This is a genomic window from Rhizobium centroccidentale, assembly GCF_030182565.1.
In the GTDB taxonomy this organism is placed as follows: domain Bacteria; phylum Pseudomonadota; class Alphaproteobacteria; order Rhizobiales; family Rhizobiaceae; genus Rhizobium.
Window position 1 is genome coordinate 45,722 of sequence record NZ_JAQJCG010000008.1, and the last position, 19,220, is coordinate 64,941.

The following is a 19,220-nucleotide window of genomic DNA, read 5'->3' on the forward strand; positions in this document are numbered from 1 at the left end:
CATGACATTGTGATGAATGGCGAGCAGAGTTTTCACAAAGCTCCCGCTCACCCGGTGGTCTATCTCAAGCTGGCGACATTCAAAGCTGCCCATTGCAGCAGCATGATCGTCTTGGCATCGTAGATGTCGCCCTTCTCCATCATGACAATCGCATCGGACAGGCGAACTTCCAGCACCTCGATATCCTCATGCTCCTCCGCAAGCCCGCCGCCATTGGCGACACGATCGGACGTATCGATCACGGCGGCGAAGAAATAGATGACCTCGGTCGAGGAACCGGGCGACGTCATCGACTTGAAGAGGAAACGGACGTCGCGTACGCGAAAACCTGTCTCTTCCATGGCTTCGCGGCGGATCGCCGCTTCCGGATCATCGCCGTCGAGCAGGCCGGCGGGCACCTCGATCATTCTCTCCGGCAGGCCGACAAGCTGCGACGGCAGACGGTGTTGCCGAACAAGCACCACCGTTTCATGGCTGGGATCATAAAGCAGCATGCAGGCGGCCGGCGTGCGATGATAGACCTCGCGCTTCAGGCGATGCTTTTCACCCCGCGAATCCGTGTAGTCGACCTCGAATGTGCTCAGCCGAGTCCATTGATCCGCCAGCGTCTTTTCGCTGACGATTTCGGCTTTCGCGTTTTCGAATTTACTCATGCCACGTCCTTGCGAAGCCATACCTTGTTATCGTGGACAGCCGCGCCGCCATAGGGTGCGACCGGATCAGCGCCGGTGAGCACATTGATGCCCTCACCATCGACGTGAGCCTTGTTCGGCCACAGTCCCTCGGCGATCAGCACGCCCGGCTTCACCTCCGTCGTTACGCGCGCGTGGAGGCGGATATCACCGCGTGTATTGCCGATGCGAACGAGTTCGCCATGAGCAATATCAAGCCGCTCGGCATCGGCCGGATTGATCATCACCTCGGGGCGCCCTTCCTTCTGCCGCGATGTCTTCGTTTCCGCGAAACTCGAATTCAGGAAATTGCGCGATGGCGAAGTAGCGAGCCGGAACGGATGCTCGGGGTCGGCCACCTCGATAACATCGACCTGATCCGGAAACTCCGGGAGCTCGATATGAGGGCCGAGCAGACCGACGGATGCTGGCGGGCGGTTCGGCGCCGGCTGGTTCGTCCAATCGGGACGGAACCGGAACTTACCGTCGGGATGAGCGAAGCCTTTGATGAAATGGGCCTCCTCGAAATCCGGCTGACGGTCGAACCATTTGTGCTCGACGAAATAATCGTAGTCCGGCAGGCCGCTCCTCGACAGAACCCGGTCGATCATCTCCCGAGCGGAGAAGCCAAAACCGGGGCGATCCGCAACGCCGAGGCGCTTGGCAAGCTCCTCGATCACGAAGAGATTGCTGCGTACCGTCGGCGGCGGCTCCACGAGCTTCGGGCCGAGAAGAATGTGGTTCTGGCCGCCGGCGCGATAGATGTCGTCATGTTCGACGAACATGGTGGCCGGGATGACGATATCGGCCATGTCGGCCGTATCGGTCATGAACTGCTCGTGTACCGCCACGAAGAGGTCGGAGCGGGCAAAGCCGCGCTTCACCAGCCGCTGCTCCGGCGCGATATTCACCGGATTGGTGTTCTGGATCAGCATGGCGGTCACCGGGCCGCGATGACGCAGCGCCACGGCATCGCCGGTCAAAGCGCGGCCGATCTGCGACTGATCGATCATGCGGATATCCATATCCTTCATGGCGCGGCCGGTCAGTTCGCTCGCATCCATGCGAAAGATATCGCTGTTCGAATGAAAGGCACCGCCACCCTCATATTGCCAGGAACCGAGAACTGTGGCGATCGACGCTGCCGCGTGCATGGCGATTGCGCCATTGCGCTGGCGGGTGAAGCCGTAGCCGAGGCGGAAGTAAGTCTTCTTCGTCGTTCCCACGAGCTTGGCGAAGGCTTCGATCTCATCGACCGAAAGGCCGGTGATGGCGGCAGCCCATGCCGGGGTCTTCGACTTCAGATGCTCTTCCAGGCCGGCGGGATCGTCGGCATATTTGGCCATGTAGTCGCGGTCGGCATAGCCGTCGCGGAAGGCTATGTGCATGACGGCGCAGGCAAGCGCCGCATCCGTGCCCGGCTTGACGATCAAGGCCATGTCGGCCTGCTTCATGGTCGGATTGTCGTAGATATCGACGACGACGATCTTGGCGCCGCGCTCCTTGCGGGATTTCACCGCATGGGTCATGACGTTGACTTGGGTCGCCACGGCATTCGTGCCCCAGATGACGACGCAGTCGGTGCGGCCCATCTCGCGCGGATCTGGGCCGCGCAGCACGCCGGTCGCCATCGTGAAGCCGGTCCAGGCCGGATTGGTGCAGATCGACGAGAAGAAGCCGGAATAGCGCTTGGCATGGCGAAGCCGCTCGATGGAATCGCGCTGCACCCAGCCCATGGTGCCGGCATAGAAATAGGGCCAGATCGCCTCGCTGCCGTCCCTGGCTTCGGCCTTGACGAAGGCTTCGGCGATTTCATCGAGCGCGTCGTCCCAGGAAAGCTCCTGCCAGCGCCCCTCGCCCTTGGCGCCGGCGCGGCGCAGCGGCTTCATCAAGCGATCGGGATGGTAAAGCCTTTCGGCATAGCGGGCGACCTTGGCGCAGATGACGCCGGAGGTATAGGAATGGTCGTTGGCACCGCGAACCCGGCCGATCTTGCCGTCCTCAGTCAGATCGACCTCCAGCGCGCAGGTGGAGGGACAGTCATGCGGACAGGCCGTGTGGCCGATGCGCGATTTGGCTTGGATAGGGGTCGCAATGTTCATGATGTTTGTATATTTCAAGCGATGTCCGGCCACTAGAGACAATCCGGCCCATCTCAACAATTCATGCGGACTTCACCGACAATGAACTATCGGCACATCTACCACGCGGGCAATTTTGCCGATGTCTTGAAACACGCAATCCTCGCGCGCCTCGTCCGCTACATGCAGAACAAGGACAAGGCGTTTCGCGTTCTCGACACCCATGCCGGCATCGGACTCTACGATCTTTCCTCCGAGGAAGCGCAGAAGACCGGCGAGTGGCGTGACGGTATCGGCAGGGTGCTGGAGGCGGAACTCGTGCCGCAGGTCGCCGACCTGCTAGAGCCCTATCTTGCCGCCATCCGGGAATTGAACCCCGAAGGCGGCCTCAGGCTCTATCCCGGCTCGCCGAAGCTCGCCCGCATGCTGTTTCGCCCGCAGGACCGGCTTTCTGCGATGGAGCTGCATCCAGACGATTTTCAGCGGCTGCACCGGCTCTTCGAGGGCGATCATCATGCCCGTGTTACCGAGCTGGACGGCTGGCTGGCGCTCGGCGCGCATCTGCCGCCGAAGGAGAAGCGCGGCATCGTGCTTGTCGACCCGCCTTTCGAAGAGGAAGGCGAATATGAACGGCTGGTCGACGGCCTGGCGAAGGCCTGGCGCCGGTTCCCCGGCGGCACTTATTGCCTCTGGTATCCGATCAAGAAGGATGCGCCTATCAAGCCTTTCCACGAGGCGCTACAGGCGCTGGAAATTCCAAAGATGCTCTGCGCCGAGCTGAGCGTCAAAAGCGACCGCGGCTTCACCGGGCTTACCGGCTCCGGCCTCATCATCGTCAACCCGCCCTTCACGCTGAAGGACGAGCTGCACGCGCTGCTGCCGGCCTTGAAGGATATCCTGGCGCAGGACCGTTTCGCCTCGCAGCGCGCCTTCTGGCTGCGCGGCGAACATTGAGACTTTTCACATCCATATTCCACAGGTGATTTCATGAGACTTCTTTGCTCGCCCACCTCCCCCTTCTCAAGCAAGGTGCGCATGGCGGCACGCCATCTCGGCATCAAGCTTGAGGAGATCCATGTCGACACGAATGCCGGTCCAACGCTGCTGATCGACAACAACCCGCTTGGCAAGATCCCGACCTTGCTGACCAGCGATGGCGAGGCGATTTTCGACAGCCGCGCCATCATGCATTATTTCGACCGGCGCGAAGGCGGGCTCTATCCTTCGAAGAAGGGCAAGCGGACGGAGATCGAAGTTCTGGAAGCGCTGATCGACGGCACCAACGAGTGCCTGCTGTCGATCGTCTACGAGCGTCGCTTTCGCGAGATGGAAAAGCAGCATCAGCCGTGGATCGACCGGCAGTGGACGAAGGTCAGCCGCGCCCTCACCCATCTCGACGCCGAACCGCCGAAGATCGGCAAGAAGCTGCATGCAGGCCATTTCGCGCTTGCCTCTCTCGTCGGCTATCTGCAGCTCCGCTTCGAAGGGCAATGGGAAGCGGACTATGCGGGATTGACGGACTGGGCACGCAAGTTCGAGAAGCATTTCCCCGATTTTCCGGCGATGAAGCCGCAAGTCTGAAGCGGTTCTGCGACGTCTCGCGTCACATCGGCAACTGATATCGGGCAAACGAAAAAGCCGAGGTTTTCACCCCGGCTTTTTCTTCATTCTATGCCATCAAGCGATTAGAACTTGACGCCGATACCGACCTTGACGCTCTGCTCGTCGTAGCCGCGAGAGAAGCGACCGGAGTCGAGGTCGAAGTTCTTCTTGCCGTAATCCGTGTAACGGTACTCGAGGCGAGCGGTGATGTTGTTGGTGATGAAGGTTTCAGCGCCTGCACCGACCGTGTAGCCAACAGCCGTCTTGCTGTCGGACGAGGTAGCATCTTCGAGCTTGTTCTGGCCGAGTGCCAGACCGGCCGTGCCGTACAGCATGAACGGATTGAAGTCATAACCGAGGCGGCCACGAACCGAGCCGTTGACGCCGTTCTTGGCGGTCAGACCGTTGCGGGTGCTGTCAATGCCTGCGTAGCCGAGGTCTGCTTCAATGCCGTATACGATCTGGCCCTGCTGCCAGTTGTAGCCGGTGAAGGCCTGGCCGCCGAAGCCATAGCCGTTGCCATTGCGGGTGAAGTGACCCTTGTTCCAGTCGCCTGCACCACCGATGTAGAAGCCGGACCAGTTGTTGACGGCCGGAGCTGCTTCCTGAGCGACGGGCGGCTGCGGAATCTGCTCAACAGCGTCAGCAGCCTGAGCTGCGGTGTAGCCGCCGAGAGCGAAAGCGGAGACCATGAGGGTCGTGATAAGAGTACGCATACTTTTCTCCTTTCAGTCCCGTGTGCCCCGCTTACTGTCCTTGACTTCGAAGCGCCACGAGCAATTAAAACATATCCCTCCCGGATCGAGGTTGAAATTGGAATGCAAATGAGGAAATGGAAGAGCCAAAATATGATATCATTGTGGCACAGACGTGGCTGAATTTCGATGTTGCTTCATCGCAACAGAGGAATTGTTAACCCTAATCATTAATTAAACCGTGTATACCTATTTTAAACTAAATATATCGCAAGTTTTACATAAGAAACCCCAAGGCGCTCCATTCGCTCATGCATCTTTTCATATGGTGTATCGAAGCCCTATATGAGCATCGATTGGGTAACAATGAGCAAAAGGCGATCTCTTGAGCCAGGAAAAACTACGCACGGCGTTGATAACCGGCGCCTCCAAAAGAATAGGCCTGGCAATTGCCGAGGATTTGTCGGCTAATGGCTTCGCCGTGGCGTTGCATGCCAATCAGTCCCTCACCGAGGCTGAGAAAATTGCGGCGAAACTGCGGCAAATGGGCCGGAGAGCTATTGCGATCAAGGCGGATCTGCAGGATTTGGGCGAGACTTCAACCCTTGTCGAAAGGGCGGCGGACGCCCTCGGCCCACTCGATCTTTTGGTCAATAATGCCTCTGCCTTCCTCGGTGATTTCGCCGATCATTTTGACGCAGAAGCCTTCGAGGCGCATTTCGCAATCCATGTGCGGGCGCCTTCGATTCTGGCTGCCGATTTCGTCCGGCAGCTTACCGAACCGCATCCGGGCCTGATCGTCAACATGGTCGATCAACGGGTCTGGGCGCTCAATCCGCGCTTCTATTCCTATACACTGTCGAAGGCCGCCCTCTGGACGGCGACTCAGACGATGGCCCAGAGCTTTGCGCCGCGTATCCGCGTCAATGCAATCGGCCCGGGCCCGACAGTGCGCAGCGTGCGGCAGACGGAAGAGGACTTTCAAGCGCAGATCGACGGCCTCATATTAAAGGCGGCACCGGGGCTCGAAGAATTCGGTCGGACCATCCGCTTTCTTTTTGACACGCCCTCGATCACGGGCCAAATGATAGCGCTCGATGGCGGCCAGCACCTTGCCTGGGAAACGCCAGATGTGTCGGAGAGTGCAGAATGAATGGAAGAAAGCTGCCCGATGGCGGCGTTCTCTACGACGAATCAGAGGATATCGAAGACGACATCGAGGTGGAAGGCGATGCCGCCGCCTCCCCTGTTGCGCCCGTCGATTGGAACGAAGGCGGCAGGAACGAGACCGGACTCCGCGGCGCCGAACTGATCGCCGAATTCGTCAAGCGGCTGCCCAACAATCCTGGCGTCTATCGCATGTTCAACGAGGCCGGCGACGTGCTTTACGTCGGCAAGGCGCGAAATCTGAAGAAGCGCGTTTCCAACTATGCGCTTGGCAAGGTGCATTCAAACCGCATCGCTCGCATGGTGCGCGAAACCGCCAATATGGAATTCGTCACCACGCGCACGGAAACGGAAGCGCTTCTGCTGGAAGCGAATCTCATCAAGCGCTTGCGCCCGCGCTTTAACGTGCTGCTGCGGGACGACAAATCCTTTCCCTATATTCTGATCACAGGCGATCATCGCGCGCCGGCGATCTTCAAGCATCGCGGCGCCCGCGCCCGCAAGGGCGAATATTTTGGCCCCTTCGCTTCGGCGGGCGCCGTTGGACGCACCATCAATTCGCTGCAACGTGCCTTCCTGATCCGCACCTGCACCGACAGCGTCTTCGAGACGCGCACGCGGCCCTGTCTGCTCTATCAGATCAAGCGCTGTTCCGGCCCCTGCACGCACGAAATCAGCGACGCAGGCTATGGAGAGCTGGTGCAGGAGGCGAAGGACTTCCTTTCCGGCAAGAGCCAGAACGTCAAGGCGCATATGGCCGAGGCGATGAACGCCGCCGCCGAGGATCTGGATTTCGAGCGCGCCGCCATTTTCCGCGACCGTTTGGCTGCGCTCTCGCATGTGCAGAGCCATCAGGGCATCAACCCGGCCGGCGTCGAGGAAGCTGATGTCTTCGCCATCCACCACGAGGGCGGCATTTCCTGCATCCAGGTCTTCTTCTTCCGAACCGGCCAGAACTGGGGCAACCGCGCCTATTTCCCGAAGGCCGATCCATCGCTCTCCGGCGCCGAAGTGCTGAACGCCTTCCTGGCGCAGTTTTATGACGACAAGCCCGTGCCGCGGCAGATCCTGCTGTCGGAGACGGTTGAGGAAATCGAGCTGCTGGCGGCGGCCCTCGGCGAGAAGGCCGGTCAAAAGGTTACGATCCTCGTGCCGCAGCGCGGCGAAAAGCGCGATCTGGTCGACCATGTCATCGCCAACGCCCGCGAGGCGCATGGCCGCAAGCTGGCGGAAACCGCCTCGCAATCGCGGCTGCTCGAGGGCTTCAAGGAAACCTTCAAACTTCCCTACGTGCCGCAGCGCATCGAGATCTACGACAACTCCCATATCATGGGCACGAATGCGGTCGGCGGCATGGTGGTGGCCGGGCCGGAAGGCTTCGTCAAAGGCCAGTACCGCAAGTTCAACATCAAATCGACCGACATCACGCCAGGCGACGACTTCGGCATGATGCGCGAAGTCATGACCCGCCGCTTCTCTCGTCTACTGAAGGAGGAAGGCAAGCCCGACCGCAACGGTGAGACCGACACCAGCGTCGAGGCCGCCGATCGCGCGTTCCCTGCCTGGCCCGACGTCATCCTCATCGACGGTGGCGAGGGGCAGATGACGGCCGTGCGCGCCATTCTCGAGGAGCTCGGAATCACCGACAGCGTCATCGCCATCGGCGTCGCCAAGGGTGTCGACCGCGAGGCCGGGCGCGAGCGTTTCTTTGCGCCATCGCGCGAAAGCTTCTCGCTGCCGCCGCGCGATCCCGTGCTCTATTTCATCCAGCGCCTACGCGATGAAGCCCACCGCTTCGCCATCGGTTCTCACCGCGCCCGGCGCAAGAAGGAAATGGTTAGGAATCCGCTGGACGAGATCGGCGGCATCGGCCCTTCGCGCAAGCGCGCGCTTCTCCAGCATTTCGGCACCGCGAAGGCCGTGTCGCGTGCCGCCCTTTCCGATCTGATGGCAGTCGAGGGCATTTCCGAAGCGGTGGCGCGTCAGGTCTATAACCATTTCCACGAGGACGCCGCGAAATAGGGAAGGCTCGTCGCAAATTCCACGCAATAGCGGTGAAAAAACAGAAACAATATTGACGATAAACTGACCAAACCATCATCTAGGGTGTGACCACCAAAAAGTGCGGAGCGGTTTTTGGGATCACACTCCATCAAACGACTTCAGCGGGATGGGATCAACAGTGCCCAGGCCGGTTCGGTCGAGACAACAGAAACGAAACGATTTCCATGGCTTCGCGCGCTTACAGCATCCCCAATCTGCTCACCTACGGCCGCATTATCTGCGTACCCCTGATCGTTCTATGCTTCTTCGTCGAGGGCAAGCTGGAGGGTTCGGATTTCGCGCGCTGGGTCGCGCTCTGGATCTTCGTCGTCGCCTCGATCACCGATTTCCTCGACGGCTATCTCGCACGCATCTGGAACCAGACCTCCAATATCGGCCGGATGCTCGATCCGATCGCCGACAAGTTGCTAGTCTCGGCCATCCTGCTTCTGGTCGCCGCCGACGGCACTATCGCCGGCTGGTCGCTCTGGGCCGCCATCATCATCCTCTGCCGCGAAATCCTGGTTTCGGGCCTGCGCGAATATCTGGCGGCGCTGAAAGTCAGCGTCCCCGTGACGCGCATCGCGAAATGGAAGACGACCGCCCAGCTCGTCGCTATCGCCTTCCTTCTGGCTGGGCCGGCAGGCGACAAGGTGCTACCCTATACGACGGAGATGGGCATCGTCCTGCTCTGGGTCGCAGCGCTTTTGACCATCTATACCGGCTATGATTATTTCCGGGCCGGGCTGAAGCATGTCGTGGATGAAGAGTGATGACGAAACTCGTCTATTTCGCCTGGGTGCGCGAGCGGATCGGCAAGGCCGAGGAAGAGATTTCCCTTCCCGCCGATGTCGTCACCGTCGGCGATCTCCTGAGTCATTTGAAGGGCTTGGGCGAGGAATACGAGGCCGCACTTCAATTCCCGCAGGCGATCCGTGTCGCGATCAATATGGAGCACGCCGAGCACGATGAGCCGATCGTCGGAGCGCGTGAAATCGGCCTCTTCCCGCCGATGACAGGGGGGTGAGAAGCGGTCGGGCAACGCCCGAGCAATCGATCCAGTGAATCGATTGCAGCGACGAACGCCCCTTCGGCAGGCTCAGGATGCCTTGGCGAAGGGTCGAGAGGCACCTCAGCATATTTGCGAAGCCGATCAAGGAATTGCGATGATTTCACCATTCGTCAAAGTCCAGCGGGAGGATTTCGATCTCCAGGCGGAGATCGGCCAACTAACCTCCGGGCGGCACGATATCGGCGCAGTCGTCACCTTCTCGGGGCTTTGCCGTGACGAAGGCGGCACATTGGGCGCCCTCGAACTCGAGCACTACCCCGGTATGGCGGAGGCGGAGATCACCCGCATCGCCAGACTCGCCATCGAGCGTTTCGAACTTCTCGGCCTGACCGCCATCCATCGCTACGGCAAGATTCCGCCGGGCGAGAACATCGTGCTCGTCATTGCCGCGGCACCGCATCGGCAGGCCGCCTTCGACGGCGCCAATTTTGTCATGGATTTTCTGAAGACCTCTGCCCCCTTCTGGAAAAAGGAGCATGGCAAGAATGGCGAAGAAGGCGGCTGGGTTTCGGCCAGGGATGCCGACGATGCCGCGCGGGCCAAGTGGGCCGGTGACACGTAAGCTTCAGGGCACCACTCTTTCGCGACGGCTCAGGACCAGCAGCAGGACGAGCAGCGAGAAGATGACGAAATCACGCCACAGGAAGGGGCCGTAAGCACCCCACATCGTCTCCGTCAGTCCAAGAAGTGCTGCCCCGCCCGCCGATTTCAGTGGATCGGAGTAGCCGCCGACCGCCGCGATCATCAGGACCTTCAGCCCGAACATCAGCCCTGCCCCGAAATCCATCGTTCCGTAATAGGAGGTGGCGAGCAGGCCGCAGATGGTTGCCACCAGGGCTGACGCTACATAGGCCAGCAGAAAGACACGGTTGGCGCTCGCCCCGCAAAGCTCGGCGGCAAGGGAATCGTCCGTCACTGCCCGCCAGATGCGGCCCCATCCGGTGAATTTCAGCACATAGGCGCCTGAGAGGATGACAAGGATCATCAACGCCGTGTTGAGCAGCTGAATTTCCGTCAGCGTCACACGGAAACCGCCGCTATCCCAGAAGACGATTGCGCCGTTCAGGAAGGGCGGCAACCAGATGCCGCGCGTATTCGAGGCAAGCCGCGCCGTTTCCATCAGGATGATCATCATGCCGAGTGCTGCGACGATCACGGTATTTGGCGATTTGCGCGACAGCGGCAGCATGATCGCGTGGCCGACGAGAAAGCTGGTGCCGATCGTGTAACCGACGGCGATGACGGCACCGAAGGCGAAGGCGGCCGGCAGGACAAGATACATCTTGGTGTAGCCGACATCGGTGAAGAGCACGAGCATCTGGCCGGCAAAGGCGAACAGCGCGCCATAGGTGATATCGGCCCGCTTCATGACCCCGAAGGCAATGGAATAGCCGAAGGCCAGCGTCGCATAAAGTGCAGCGAGCGGAACGGCATTCGCCAATTGCTGCAGAAGATAGGCCATTCGACTCCTCCGAAGAACAGATAAATAGTAACTGGCAAAATGAATTTTACCAGTTATAATTTTCGTCATGAGCTTTACCTGGACCCCACATCGCTTCTCCGGTGGCGCGCTTGCGCTCGACGTTGCCAACAGCGTGATCCTGCGCCATGACGACGAGCGCCGGATCGACCGTTTCGAGGCGGCAGGGCAGATGGATAGCTTTCCGAAGGCGGCAGCCAATTTCTGCGCGGAGCGGGCGCTCTTCGGCGATATCCTGCCGGTGAAGCGGGAAAATCGCGCCGATTTCATCGCCCTCCGCGAATTGATCGATCGTTATTTCCGGGCGCGTGTTCTCGGAGAGGCTGCGGATCTGCTGCTCGCCGATCTGCTTGCGGCATTGGCTGGGGTCCTGAAGCGCGCCTCATCCGATGGGCTCGATGCCGCGACAGTCCATTCGACCTTGCGCCTCATCGCCATGCCCGATCAGGAACGAATGAAAATATGCCGCAACTGCGGCTGGCTTTTTATCGACCGCAGCAAGAACAGGAGCCGCGCCTGGTGCGACATGGCGGTTTGCGGCAACCGGGCCAAAGCCAGCCGGCACTACCGGCGCAAGAAGGAGGAGACTGCGCCATGACAATAAGAAGGATTGTGCTGACAACGATAAGTGTCGCGATCATCGCCGGCCTAGGACTGGCCGGCTGCCAGCGGAAAGACGATGAGGGACCGACCCAGCTTACCGGTCGCCTCTTCGTCTTCAACTATCGGGTGGCGAGCGCTAGCTACATGATCACACTCAAGAAGATCGCCCCGATCCCTGAAGGAACAAAGGCGATCGCGGAATTTGAAAATCCGGCCGGCGGCGATCCGCTTGTCGTCAACCAGAAGATCTATACGTTCTGGGACAAGATAACGCTGGAAAGCCCGGATCTCCATTGCGTCCGCAAGGACCGCCCTTACTCCGTCTCGATCAAGCTGATCGATGCCAGCGACAAGACGATCCAGACGATCAAGACCGAGGTCAAATCCGATCTCGACCAGACGGTGCTGCCGACGAAGCCGCTGGTCGTCGGCCCGGTCTATACCGCCAATCCAGATGTCTTCAAGGGCGATGGCAGCGCCGATTACGGGCATGATGCCTCATGTCCGGCATGAAGGGTGCGGAATAGTCCCCTCCCCCACCCGCGGGGAGAGGGTTAGGGTGAGGGGCCGTTCGCTGGAGGCAATAAAGGTGCGTGAACAGCTGCTCTTCCCACGCGGAACAGATCACGATCTTCCATCCAGCCGATAGTCTGCTGCCCCTCACCCCAGCCCTCTCCCCGCGGGCGGGGAGAGGGAGTCTATCGTGCCCAGCATGAAAAAAGCCGGGATGCGAAGTCCCGGCTTTCATGAGTCAATTCAAATCGTTCAGCGCAGAAGCTGAAAGGCTGATTCAGCCGACGATTTCGGTTTCGGAGAACCAGTAAGCGATTTCGACAGCAGCCGTTTCCGGAGCGTCCGAGCCGTGAACGGAGTTTTCGCCGATCGACAGAGCGAAGGTCTTGCGGATCGTGCCTTCGGCAGCGTTGGCCGGGTTGGTTGCACCCATGATCTCGCGGTTCTTCAGGATGGCGTTTTCGCCTTCCAGAACCTGAACGATGGTCGGGCCGGAGGTCATGCCTTCGACGAGTTCGCCGAAGAACGGACGTTCCTTGTGAACGGCGTAGAAGCCTTCTGCTTCGCGCTTGCTCATCCAGACGCGCTTGGAGGCGATGACGCGCAGGCCGTTATCTTCAAAAACCTTGGTGATGGCGCCGGTCAGGTTGCGCTTCGTCGCATCCGGCTTGATCATCGAGAAAGTACGTTCAATCGCCATGGGTCCATTCCTTGTAATCAGAGAAAAGTGGGCGGTCTTTACCTGCCCCAAGGCCCGAAAACAAGGGGGATCGGCCAATTTCACGCCGCTGTCACAGTCGGAGCGGTCGATTCGCGATCCGCTGGGCGACGAAGCAGCTGCCCGCCACCGAACTTCGCGATAACATCACCGCCACTATAAGAGGAGACGCATATGCTCAAACATTTCAGGATGCTTGCCGACTATAATCGTTGGGCCAATGTTCAGGTCTACAATGCCGCCGCCGAACTCAGTGCTGCCGAATTCAATGAAAACCGCGGCGCCTTCTTCGGCTCGCTCCACGGAACGCTGAACCATCTGCTGATAGCGGACCGGCTGTGGATGCACCGTTTTAACGGCACCGGCGGGGTGCCGGCGTCACTCGATACCGTCCTGCATGACACGCTTGAAGGACTCTACAGCCTACGGGAGGCGGAAGACCGAAATATCATCACCTGGCTGGAAACGCTCGATGCCGATGCGCTTGCTGTCGACATCACCTATACCTCGATCCTGCGGCCGGGCGCCATTACCGTTCCCCTCCATGCGGCGGTGTCCCATATGTTCAATCACCACACTCATCACCGCGGCCAATGCCATACCATCCTTACATCCATGGGCAAACCGTCGCTGGTGCTGGACCTGCTGAACTTCCTGCGCGGTGAAGGGACACGCTGGATGTGAGCGAGAAGCGAACGGCTATTTTCCGCTTTCGCCAAAGCGTTGAGCACCTGCCTCATTTTGTTGCGACACAGCGTGAATAAGGCATTTTGTTCATGTTCCCTTAACCTGCGAACCTGCAAATTGACGAGATATATCAGCTCACGGTCAAAGGCAGGCATGAAGAACTCGCAGACAAGCGTTTCGGCATATTCCATCGATGATGATGAAACGGAAACCGAGCTTGAGATCATCGGCCGCTTCATGACGCGGCTGAAGATAAAGAACCTGCCGCGAAATTATCAGCTCTTTTACGAGGCGCTTTATGGGCAGGATCGCCGTCTTGCCGAAGAAATCGAGGCGCTTGGCCCCCTTCCCTCGCAAAGCGGGCTCGACGAGATCGGCCTGAAGTATCGCCTCGTCAGCCATTGCGGGCTGGTGGCGCGCAAATCGGAAAGCGATGCGGCCGAAATGCTGCGCGAAGTCGCAGATCAGCTTGCCAAGGGACTGATGAAGAAGCAGCATTTTGCTCGGAAGATCGACGCGACCCCTCATGCCGATGCTGCACTCGACAGTCTCAATGCCTCGCTGAGCAACCTCATGCTCTATGAGACGGAATTGATGGAGCGGCTGCGCAACTGCGCCAACCTCTCGAAATCCTCGCAAAAGGCCGGCACCTAAGCGCCTTCCCACTCTTGCCTTCGGCGCCGAGTTCGGCCAAAACCGCGCCATGATTTCGATTTCAGACCTTTCCGCCCGCATTGCCGGCCGCCTTCTCATCGATCATGCCAGCGTGACGCTTCCGGCGGGCACGAAGGCTGGCCTCGTCGGCAAGAACGGTGCTGGCAAATCCACGCTGTTCAGGATCATCACCGGCGATCTCGCAGCCGAAAGCGGCTCTGTCTCGATCCCTCGCAATGCCCGCATCGGCCAGGTCGCGCAGGAGGCCCCCGGCACCGAGGAGCCCCTGATCGATATCGTCCTCGCAGCGGACAAGGAGCGCTCCGCTCTGCTCGCGGAAGCTGAAACCGCGACCGATCCGCACCGCATCGCCGACATCCAGACGCGGCTTGCCGATATCGACGCACATTCGGCCGAAGCACGCGCCGCCAGCATCCTTGCCGGCCTCGGTTTCGACCACGAGGCGCAAAAGCGCCCTGCCTCCTCCTTCTCCGGCGGCTGGCGCATGCGCGTCGCGCTCGCGGCTGTCTTGTTTTCCGAGCCGGATCTGTTGCTGCTCGACGAACCGACGAACTATCTCGACCTTGAAGGCACGCTCTGGCTGGAGGACTACATCCGCCGCTATCCGCACACGGTCATCATCATCTCGCACGACCGCGATCTTTTGAACACGGCCGTCAACTCCATCGTGCATCTCGACCACAAGAAGCTTACCTTCTATCGCGGCTCCTACGATCAGTTCGAGCGGCAGAAGGCTGAAGCCGACGAGTTGCAGATGAAGGCGAAGGCGAAGAACGACGCGGCGCGCAAGCATCTGCAGAGCTTCATCGACCGCTTCAAGGCCAAGGCCTCGAAGGCGCGGCAGGCACAGTCGCGCGTCAAGGCGCTGGAGCGGATGGGAACGGTCGCGGCTGTCATCGAAGATCATGTGATGGGCTTCAGCTTTCCGGAGCCGGAGAAGCAGCCCGCCTCACCGATCATCGCGATCAGCGGTGGTGCCGTCGGCTATGAGCCGGAAAAGCCGATCCTGAAACGGCTGAACCTGCGTATCGACGCCGACGACCGCATCGCGCTGCTCGGCTCCAACGGCAACGGCAAATCGACCTTCGCGAAGTTCATTTCGGGCCGGCTGGGCGCGGAGAGCGGCGAAGTCAGGCTAGCGCCGAACCTGAAGATCGGCTTCTTCGCCCAGCATCAGCTCGACGATCTCGTCCCCAACCAGACGGCTGTAGAACATGTACGCCGCCGCATGCTCGAAACGCCGGAAGCCAAGGTACGAGCCCGCGTTGCGCAGATGGGCTTGGCGACGGAGAAGATGGACACGCAGGTCAAGGATCTCTCCGGCGGCGAGAAGGCACGCCTTCTGATGGGCCTTGCCGCCTTCGACGCACCGAATCTGCTGATCCTCGACGAACCGACGAACCATCTCGATATCGACAGCCGCAATGCGCTGATCCAGGCGCTGAACGATTATTCCGGCGCCGTCATACTGATCTCGCACGACCGCCATCTGATCGAAGCCACCGTCGACCGGCTCTGGCTGGTGCGCGATGGCACCGTCACGACCTTCGACGGCGACTTGGAAGAATACCGCAGCCTCGTTGTCGCCAGCCCGAAAGCCAAGGACGACAAAGCCAAGGCGAGTGCGGGCGACGATTCCGTTTCAAAGGCGGATCAACGCAAGCTTAATGCCGACCGTCGTGCTTCGCTGGCGCCGCTCAAGAAGAAGATCAACGAAATCGAATCCTTGACCGGCAAGCTTGAGAAACTGATTCAGACTCTTGATGCAGAACTTGCGGATCCCGCCCTCTACGAGAAGACGCCGGCAAAGGCTGCGGAAAAGGCAAAGCAGCGCTCTGATGCTGCTGAAAAGCTCGCCGCGGCCGAGGAGCAGTGGCTGGAACTTTCATCGGAATATGAAAGCGCGATGGCCGGCTGAAACTGACAACTGGTTAAGGAATTCGCGGCCGCTCCTAACCGATCATTAACCATAACTGCAGAAAATGCGCTCAACTTTCATAGACATATTGTTGAGCGATTCTGATGAACTACCGTGTGTTGCTGGCTGGTCTCGCCGTGTCTCTGGCTCTTGGAGGATGCGCCACGAAACCAGGCAATGAAGCGTCGCTCAAGAGCAGCTATGCCGCCGAAGAGCCGCGTCACAAGCCTCTGAAGGCCAATGATCCCATCGAGATGGAGCCGAAGAAATGGCTCGTCGCCGATCTCGAAACCCGGGATGATTTGACAGGTATGAGCGGCCCGCACAATCTTGCCGGCCGCACGCTGGAAGTCTCTTCGCTCAAGGATATCAGGCTCGCCGACAAGGAGGTCATCCTGACCTTCGACGATGGCCCGGCTCCCGGTAAGACGGAGCGCATTCTCGCTACGCTCGACAAATTCGGCGTCAAGGCCGCCTTCATGATGGTCGGCGAAATGGCGCAGGCTCATCCGGCGACGGCACGCGAGGTGCTTGCGCATGGCGATGCGATCGGCAGCCACACCTTCCGCCATCCCGATCTCGACAAGATGACCTTCGATGCGGCGATGACCGAGATCGCCCGCGGCAAGGATGCTGTCACCAAAGCGATCGGCACAGATGTTCCCTTCTTTCGCTTCCCCTATCTTGCCGACTCCAAGCGCCTGCGCTCCGCCATCGCGGCCCGCGACATGATCGTCATGGACGTGGATATCGACAGCAAGGATTACTTCACCTCGACGCCCGCCTCGGTGGTCGATCGCACCATGAAGCAGCTCCATCAGCGCGGCCGCGGCATCGTTCTGATGCACGACATCCATCAGCGCACTGTCAGAATGCTGCCTGTTCTCCTGCGCCGGCTGGAAAATGAGGGCTACAAGGTCGTCACGCTGAAATACAAGCGCGAACCGGCCCCGGCGACCAATCTGGTCGCACAGGCTGATACCAAGATGGTCCGCTAAGGCGGGTCAATACCGAAAAATCCATGGACAATAAGGGCGCGGATGCACGGTTGCTTCTGCGCCCTTATTTTGATTTGCTGATGCCTCATCACTATCAGCAATAGAATCCGGAGCCGCCATGCACCTCCACCTTGAACGCGACGACGATCCGCAAACCTTGCAATTCGTCGCCAAAATGGATGCGGACTCCGAGCGGCTGCTGAAGACGCCGGAATTCGAGGCGGATCGCAACGCGATCAAGGAGATGATCGAACGCGAGGATCGGCTGATCACTACCACCCGGCGCAGCAACTGGCTGTTCGATTTTCATCGCAGCGCCGATCATCCGCTCGGTCGCTGGTATCGGCTACCGGCCGATCTTGCCCCTCTGCCCGATGCTCCCTGGGAACCGATCTTCGATCTCGACGCCTTCTGCGCAAAAGAGGGCAGGAAATGGCTCTGGCGCGGCGCCATCACCTGCCCCTGGGAGCCGACGCGGGTGCTGCTTTGCCTTTCCGATGGCGGCTCCGATCCCATTCGCATGCTCGAATTCGATTGCGAGACGAAGAGCATCGTCGAAGGCGGCTTCGACACGCCGGCCGTGCGCAGTCACGCGACCTGGCTCGGCCGCGACGAAATCGCCTATTTCGGCTCCATCGACCGCGAATCCTCGACGCGTTCCGGCTGGCCGCGCGTCGGCCGCCGCCTGAAACGCGGACAGTCGCCGGCGGATGCGCCGGTGCTCTATGCCGCCGATGACAGCGACATCTATGGCTCCTGTTCGATCTTCGATCCGCAGCTTGCCGGTCTTGCAGCGGAAGGTGAGGCCAAGCCGATCCGGATCTTCAGCGCGGGTCATGAAATCGGCAGCGCCAGCCACTTCATCGAGAACGGGGACGGTTCGCTGCGACGGATCGACCTGCCGAAGGATGCCGAGTTCAGGTTCAACCATTCCCATCTGATCTGGCTTGCCAAGACCGACGAACGGCTTCCAGCCGGCAGCCTGGCCCTGCAGCCCCTACCGCGGGAGGCCGGCGAGACCGATGCTGATGAAAGACGCATCCTGTTTTCGCCCAATGAGCGGCAGTCGGTTTCGCAATTCCTGCTGCTGCGCGAATGGTGCGTCTTCATCGTCTCGGACAATATGCAACCGCATCTCTTCGTTCTCGATCTGACCAGGACCGATGCCGAAATCCGCGAAATCGCGCTGCCTGCGGATGTTCAGACGGTGTCGGTCGCACCGCTTTATTCCGATCTGCATCTCGGCGACGATACGCTGCAGGTCTATGGCGCCGGCTTTCTGCAGCCGCCCTCCTCCTACAGGTTGGATCTTGGCGATCGGCAGACTCCGCTTGAACTCAAGCACATTGCCAGTTCGCCGACCTATTTCGACAGCGAAGGCATGAGTTCCATCCTGCTGGAAGCCACTTCCGAAGACGGCACGAAGGTACCCTATCATATCGTGCTGCCGAAGAACTGGACCAAGGGCGAGTTGCCGGTGCTGATGTATGGCTATGGCGGCTTCGACGTCTCACTTGGCCCCTATTATTCCGGCGTCATTGGCCGCTGGCTGGAGCAAGGCAACGCCTATGTCATGGCCTATATTCGCGGCGGCGGCGAATTCGGGCCGAACTGGCACCGTGCCGCCAAAGGGCACGGGCGCCACAAAGCGTTCGCGGACTTTGCGGCTATTGCCCGCGATCTCGTCGCCCGCGGCTACACCAAGCCATCGCGCATTGCCGGCAATGGCGGCAGCAATGGAGGTTTGCTGACCGGCGTCATGACGACACGCTATCCGCAGGATTTCGGCGCGATTTGGTGCCAGGTGCCTGTCTTGGACATGACCCGCTTCCATGTCTTCCCGGCTGGAAAAGCCTGGATCGACGAATATGGCGATCCCGACAATCCGGCGGACCGCGATTACCTGCTGACCTATTCGCCCCTGCACAATGTCAAGCCCACCTCCGAGATCACTTATCCGTCGATCTACATCGAAAGCTCGAGCAATGACGACCGGGTTCATCCCTCGCATGCCCGGCGGTTTGGGGCCCAGTTGGAAGCGCTCGGCCATCACCCGCTGTTCCACGAATTCGGCTCGGGTGGCCATGGCGGCGACGGCGCTTCGACGGAACGCGCGACACGTACCGCGCTGGGCTACAGCTTCCTGCGGGAAACGATCGTGAAAGGCAAAAACCTCTAGGCCGCCCCTCTTCCGGATTCGAGCAAAAATCAATGGTTGCACGAGCTTCCGATACGCTTGAAACGCGTCGAGGGGCGTGATTAGCTGCAGCCGTGATCACGAAGAGCGGGCGAGCCCG

Annotated in this window: 19 protein-coding genes; 14 read left to right on the forward strand and 5 right to left on the reverse strand. The window is 59.9% G+C overall.

Features of this window, described 5'->3' with window-relative positions:
• Window positions 1–59 precede the first annotated feature (59 nt).
• Both PH562_RS12685 and PH562_RS12690 read right to left on the reverse strand, forming a co-directional pair.
• Window positions 60–653, reverse strand: coding sequence for an NUDIX domain-containing protein (locus PH562_RS12685; RefSeq protein WP_285173415.1), 594 nt, complete (start codon window positions 651–653; stop codon window positions 60–62).
• Window positions 650–2,773 carry a molybdopterin-containing oxidoreductase family protein gene (locus PH562_RS12690; protein WP_285173418.1) on the reverse strand — a complete coding sequence of 708 codons (2,124 nt, stop codon included), beginning with the start codon at window positions 2,771–2,773 and terminating at the stop codon, window positions 650–652. The genes PH562_RS12685 and PH562_RS12690 overlap by 4 nt, the downstream gene beginning before the upstream one ends.
• A gap of 81 nt (window positions 2,774–2,854) precedes the next feature.
• Here PH562_RS12690 and PH562_RS12695 point away from each other — a divergent pair, with 81 nt between their 5' ends.
• Both PH562_RS12695 and PH562_RS12700 read left to right on the forward strand, forming a co-directional pair.
• A complete protein-coding gene (locus tag PH562_RS12695; protein ID WP_285173420.1) occupies window positions 2,855–3,706 on the forward strand; it encodes a 23S rRNA (adenine(2030)-N(6))-methyltransferase RlmJ in 852 nt (283 codons plus the stop codon).
• Window positions 3,707–3,739: 33 nt separating this feature from the next.
• Window positions 3,740–4,333: a glutathione S-transferase gene (locus PH562_RS12700; RefSeq protein ID WP_285173423.1), complete on the forward strand. Its 594-nt coding sequence runs from the start codon at window positions 3,740–3,742 to the stop codon at window positions 4,331–4,333.
• A gap of 104 nt (window positions 4,334–4,437) precedes the next feature.
• On the opposite strand, the gene PH562_RS12705 is transcribed toward PH562_RS12700, so the two are convergent.
• On the reverse strand, window positions 4,438–5,070 hold the full coding sequence (locus tag PH562_RS12705) for an outer membrane protein (RefSeq protein WP_113229576.1): 633 nt from the start codon (window positions 5,068–5,070) through the stop codon (window positions 4,438–4,440).
• Window positions 5,071–5,434: 364 nt separating this feature from the next.
• Here PH562_RS12705 and PH562_RS12710 point away from each other — a divergent pair, with 364 nt between their 5' ends.
• The 5 genes from PH562_RS12710 to PH562_RS12730 all read left to right on the forward strand — a co-directional run bounded on the left by PH562_RS12710 (window position 5,435) and on the right by PH562_RS12730 (window position 9,893).
• The gene (locus PH562_RS12710) at window positions 5,435–6,202 is read left to right on the forward strand and encodes an SDR family oxidoreductase (protein WP_285173425.1); all 768 of its coding nucleotides are present in this window, start codon (window positions 5,435–5,437) and stop codon (window positions 6,200–6,202) included.
• Complete coding sequence (uvrC, locus tag PH562_RS12715; protein WP_285173427.1) at window positions 6,199–8,238, forward strand: excinuclease ABC subunit UvrC; 2,040 nt, start codon at window positions 6,199–6,201, stop codon at window positions 8,236–8,238. Before PH562_RS12710 ends, uvrC begins: the two co-directional genes overlap by 4 nt.
• A gap of 206 nt (window positions 8,239–8,444) precedes the next feature.
• Complete coding sequence (gene pgsA, locus PH562_RS12720) at window positions 8,445–9,032, forward strand: CDP-diacylglycerol--glycerol-3-phosphate 3-phosphatidyltransferase (RefSeq protein WP_285173429.1); 588 nt, start codon at window positions 8,445–8,447, stop codon at window positions 9,030–9,032.
• The gene (moaD, locus tag PH562_RS12725) at window positions 9,032–9,286 is read left to right on the forward strand and encodes a molybdopterin converting factor subunit 1 (protein WP_285173431.1); all 255 of its coding nucleotides are present in this window, start codon (window positions 9,032–9,034) and stop codon (window positions 9,284–9,286) included. The genes pgsA and moaD overlap by 1 nt, the downstream gene beginning before the upstream one ends.
• Window positions 9,287–9,425: 139 nt before the next feature.
• Window positions 9,426–9,893 (forward strand): molybdenum cofactor biosynthesis protein MoaE, encoded by a 468-nt coding sequence (locus tag PH562_RS12730; protein ID WP_285173433.1) that lies wholly within the window; start codon window positions 9,426–9,428, stop codon window positions 9,891–9,893.
• Window positions 9,894–9,896: 3 nt separating this feature from the next.
• Here PH562_RS12730 and PH562_RS12735 read toward each other — a convergent pair whose 3' ends face one another.
• On the reverse strand, window positions 9,897–10,793 hold the full coding sequence (locus PH562_RS12735; protein WP_285173435.1) for a branched-chain amino acid ABC transporter permease: 897 nt from the start codon (window positions 10,791–10,793) through the stop codon (window positions 9,897–9,899).
• Window positions 10,794–10,860: 67 nt separating this feature from the next.
• Between PH562_RS12735 and PH562_RS12740 the strand changes: the two genes are divergently transcribed.
• Both PH562_RS12740 and PH562_RS12745 read left to right on the forward strand, forming a co-directional pair.
• Complete coding sequence (locus tag PH562_RS12740; RefSeq protein ID WP_285173437.1) at window positions 10,861–11,409, forward strand: CGNR zinc finger domain-containing protein; 549 nt, start codon at window positions 10,861–10,863, stop codon at window positions 11,407–11,409.
• Window positions 11,406–11,927 (forward strand): hypothetical protein, encoded by a 522-nt coding sequence (locus PH562_RS12745; RefSeq protein ID WP_285173439.1) that lies wholly within the window; start codon window positions 11,406–11,408, stop codon window positions 11,925–11,927. Before PH562_RS12740 ends, PH562_RS12745 begins: the two co-directional genes overlap by 4 nt.
• A gap of 277 nt (window positions 11,928–12,204) precedes the next feature.
• On the opposite strand, the gene ndk is transcribed toward PH562_RS12745, so the two are convergent.
• The gene (gene ndk / locus PH562_RS12750; protein WP_113229569.1) at window positions 12,205–12,627 is read right to left on the reverse strand and encodes a nucleoside-diphosphate kinase; all 423 of its coding nucleotides are present in this window, start codon (window positions 12,625–12,627) and stop codon (window positions 12,205–12,207) included.
• Between the two features lie 192 nt (window positions 12,628–12,819).
• Here ndk and PH562_RS12755 point away from each other — a divergent pair, with 192 nt between their 5' ends.
• The 5 genes from PH562_RS12755 to PH562_RS12775 all read left to right on the forward strand — a co-directional run bounded on the left by PH562_RS12755 (window position 12,820) and on the right by PH562_RS12775 (window position 19,102).
• Complete coding sequence (locus tag PH562_RS12755) at window positions 12,820–13,329, forward strand: DinB family protein (RefSeq protein ID WP_285173442.1); 510 nt, start codon at window positions 12,820–12,822, stop codon at window positions 13,327–13,329.
• Window positions 13,330–13,485: 156 nt separating this feature from the next.
• Window positions 13,486–13,986 (forward strand): hypothetical protein, encoded by a 501-nt coding sequence (locus PH562_RS12760; RefSeq protein WP_285173444.1) that lies wholly within the window; start codon window positions 13,486–13,488, stop codon window positions 13,984–13,986.
• A gap of 49 nt (window positions 13,987–14,035) precedes the next feature.
• Complete coding sequence (locus tag PH562_RS12765) at window positions 14,036–15,925, forward strand: ABC-F family ATP-binding cassette domain-containing protein (protein ID WP_285173447.1); 1,890 nt, start codon at window positions 14,036–14,038, stop codon at window positions 15,923–15,925.
• A gap of 104 nt (window positions 15,926–16,029) precedes the next feature.
• A complete protein-coding gene (locus tag PH562_RS12770; RefSeq protein ID WP_285173449.1) occupies window positions 16,030–16,923 on the forward strand; it encodes a polysaccharide deacetylase family protein in 894 nt (297 codons plus the stop codon).
• Window positions 16,924–17,041: 118 nt separating this feature from the next.
• Entirely contained in the window at window positions 17,042–19,102 is a 2,061-nt protein-coding gene (locus PH562_RS12775; RefSeq protein ID WP_285173451.1) for a prolyl oligopeptidase family serine peptidase, read from the forward strand.
• The last annotated feature ends 118 nt before the right edge of the window (window positions 19,103–19,220 follow it).

Bases quoted from the DNA above. Each gene is read 5' to 3' on its own strand.
- PH562_RS12755 (WP_285173442.1), top strand. From the start codon at position 12,820: ATGCTCAAACATTTCAGGATGCTTGCCGACTATAATCGTTGGGCCAAT.
- PH562_RS12740 (WP_285173437.1), top strand. From the start codon at position 10,861: ATGAGCTTTACCTGGACCCCACATCGCTTCTCCGGTGGCGCGCTTGCG.
- PH562_RS12695 (WP_285173420.1), top strand. From the start codon at position 2,855: ATGAACTATCGGCACATCTACCACGCGGGCAATTTTGCCGATGTCTTG.
- ndk (WP_113229569.1), bottom strand. From the start codon at position 12,627: ATGGCGATTGAACGTACTTTCTCGATGATCAAGCCGGATGCGACGAAG.
- PH562_RS12690 (WP_285173418.1), bottom strand. From the start codon at position 2,773: ATGAACATTGCGACCCCTATCCAAGCCAAATCGCGCATCGGCCACACG.
- PH562_RS12700 (WP_285173423.1), top strand. From the start codon at position 3,740: ATGAGACTTCTTTGCTCGCCCACCTCCCCCTTCTCAAGCAAGGTGCGC.
- PH562_RS12685 (WP_285173415.1), bottom strand. From the start codon at position 653: ATGAGTAAATTCGAAAACGCGAAAGCCGAAATCGTCAGCGAAAAGACG.
- PH562_RS12735 (WP_285173435.1), bottom strand. From the start codon at position 10,793: ATGGCCTATCTTCTGCAGCAATTGGCGAATGCCGTTCCGCTCGCTGCA.
- PH562_RS12770 (WP_285173449.1), top strand. From the start codon at position 16,030: ATGAACTACCGTGTGTTGCTGGCTGGTCTCGCCGTGTCTCTGGCTCTT.
- PH562_RS12775 (WP_285173451.1), top strand. From the start codon at position 17,042: ATGCACCTCCACCTTGAACGCGACGACGATCCGCAAACCTTGCAATTC.
- PH562_RS12765 (WP_285173447.1), top strand. From the start codon at position 14,036: ATGATTTCGATTTCAGACCTTTCCGCCCGCATTGCCGGCCGCCTTCTC.
- pgsA (WP_285173429.1), top strand. From the start codon at position 8,445: ATGGCTTCGCGCGCTTACAGCATCCCCAATCTGCTCACCTACGGCCGC.
- moaD (WP_285173431.1), top strand. From the start codon at position 9,032: ATGACGAAACTCGTCTATTTCGCCTGGGTGCGCGAGCGGATCGGCAAG.
- uvrC (WP_285173427.1), top strand. From the start codon at position 6,199: ATGAATGGAAGAAAGCTGCCCGATGGCGGCGTTCTCTACGACGAATCA.
- PH562_RS12730 (WP_285173433.1), top strand. From the start codon at position 9,426: ATGATTTCACCATTCGTCAAAGTCCAGCGGGAGGATTTCGATCTCCAG.
- PH562_RS12705 (WP_113229576.1), bottom strand. From the start codon at position 5,070: ATGCGTACTCTTATCACGACCCTCATGGTCTCCGCTTTCGCTCTCGGC.
- PH562_RS12760 (WP_285173444.1), top strand. From the start codon at position 13,486: ATGAAGAACTCGCAGACAAGCGTTTCGGCATATTCCATCGATGATGAT.
- PH562_RS12745 (WP_285173439.1), top strand. From the start codon at position 11,406: ATGACAATAAGAAGGATTGTGCTGACAACGATAAGTGTCGCGATCATC.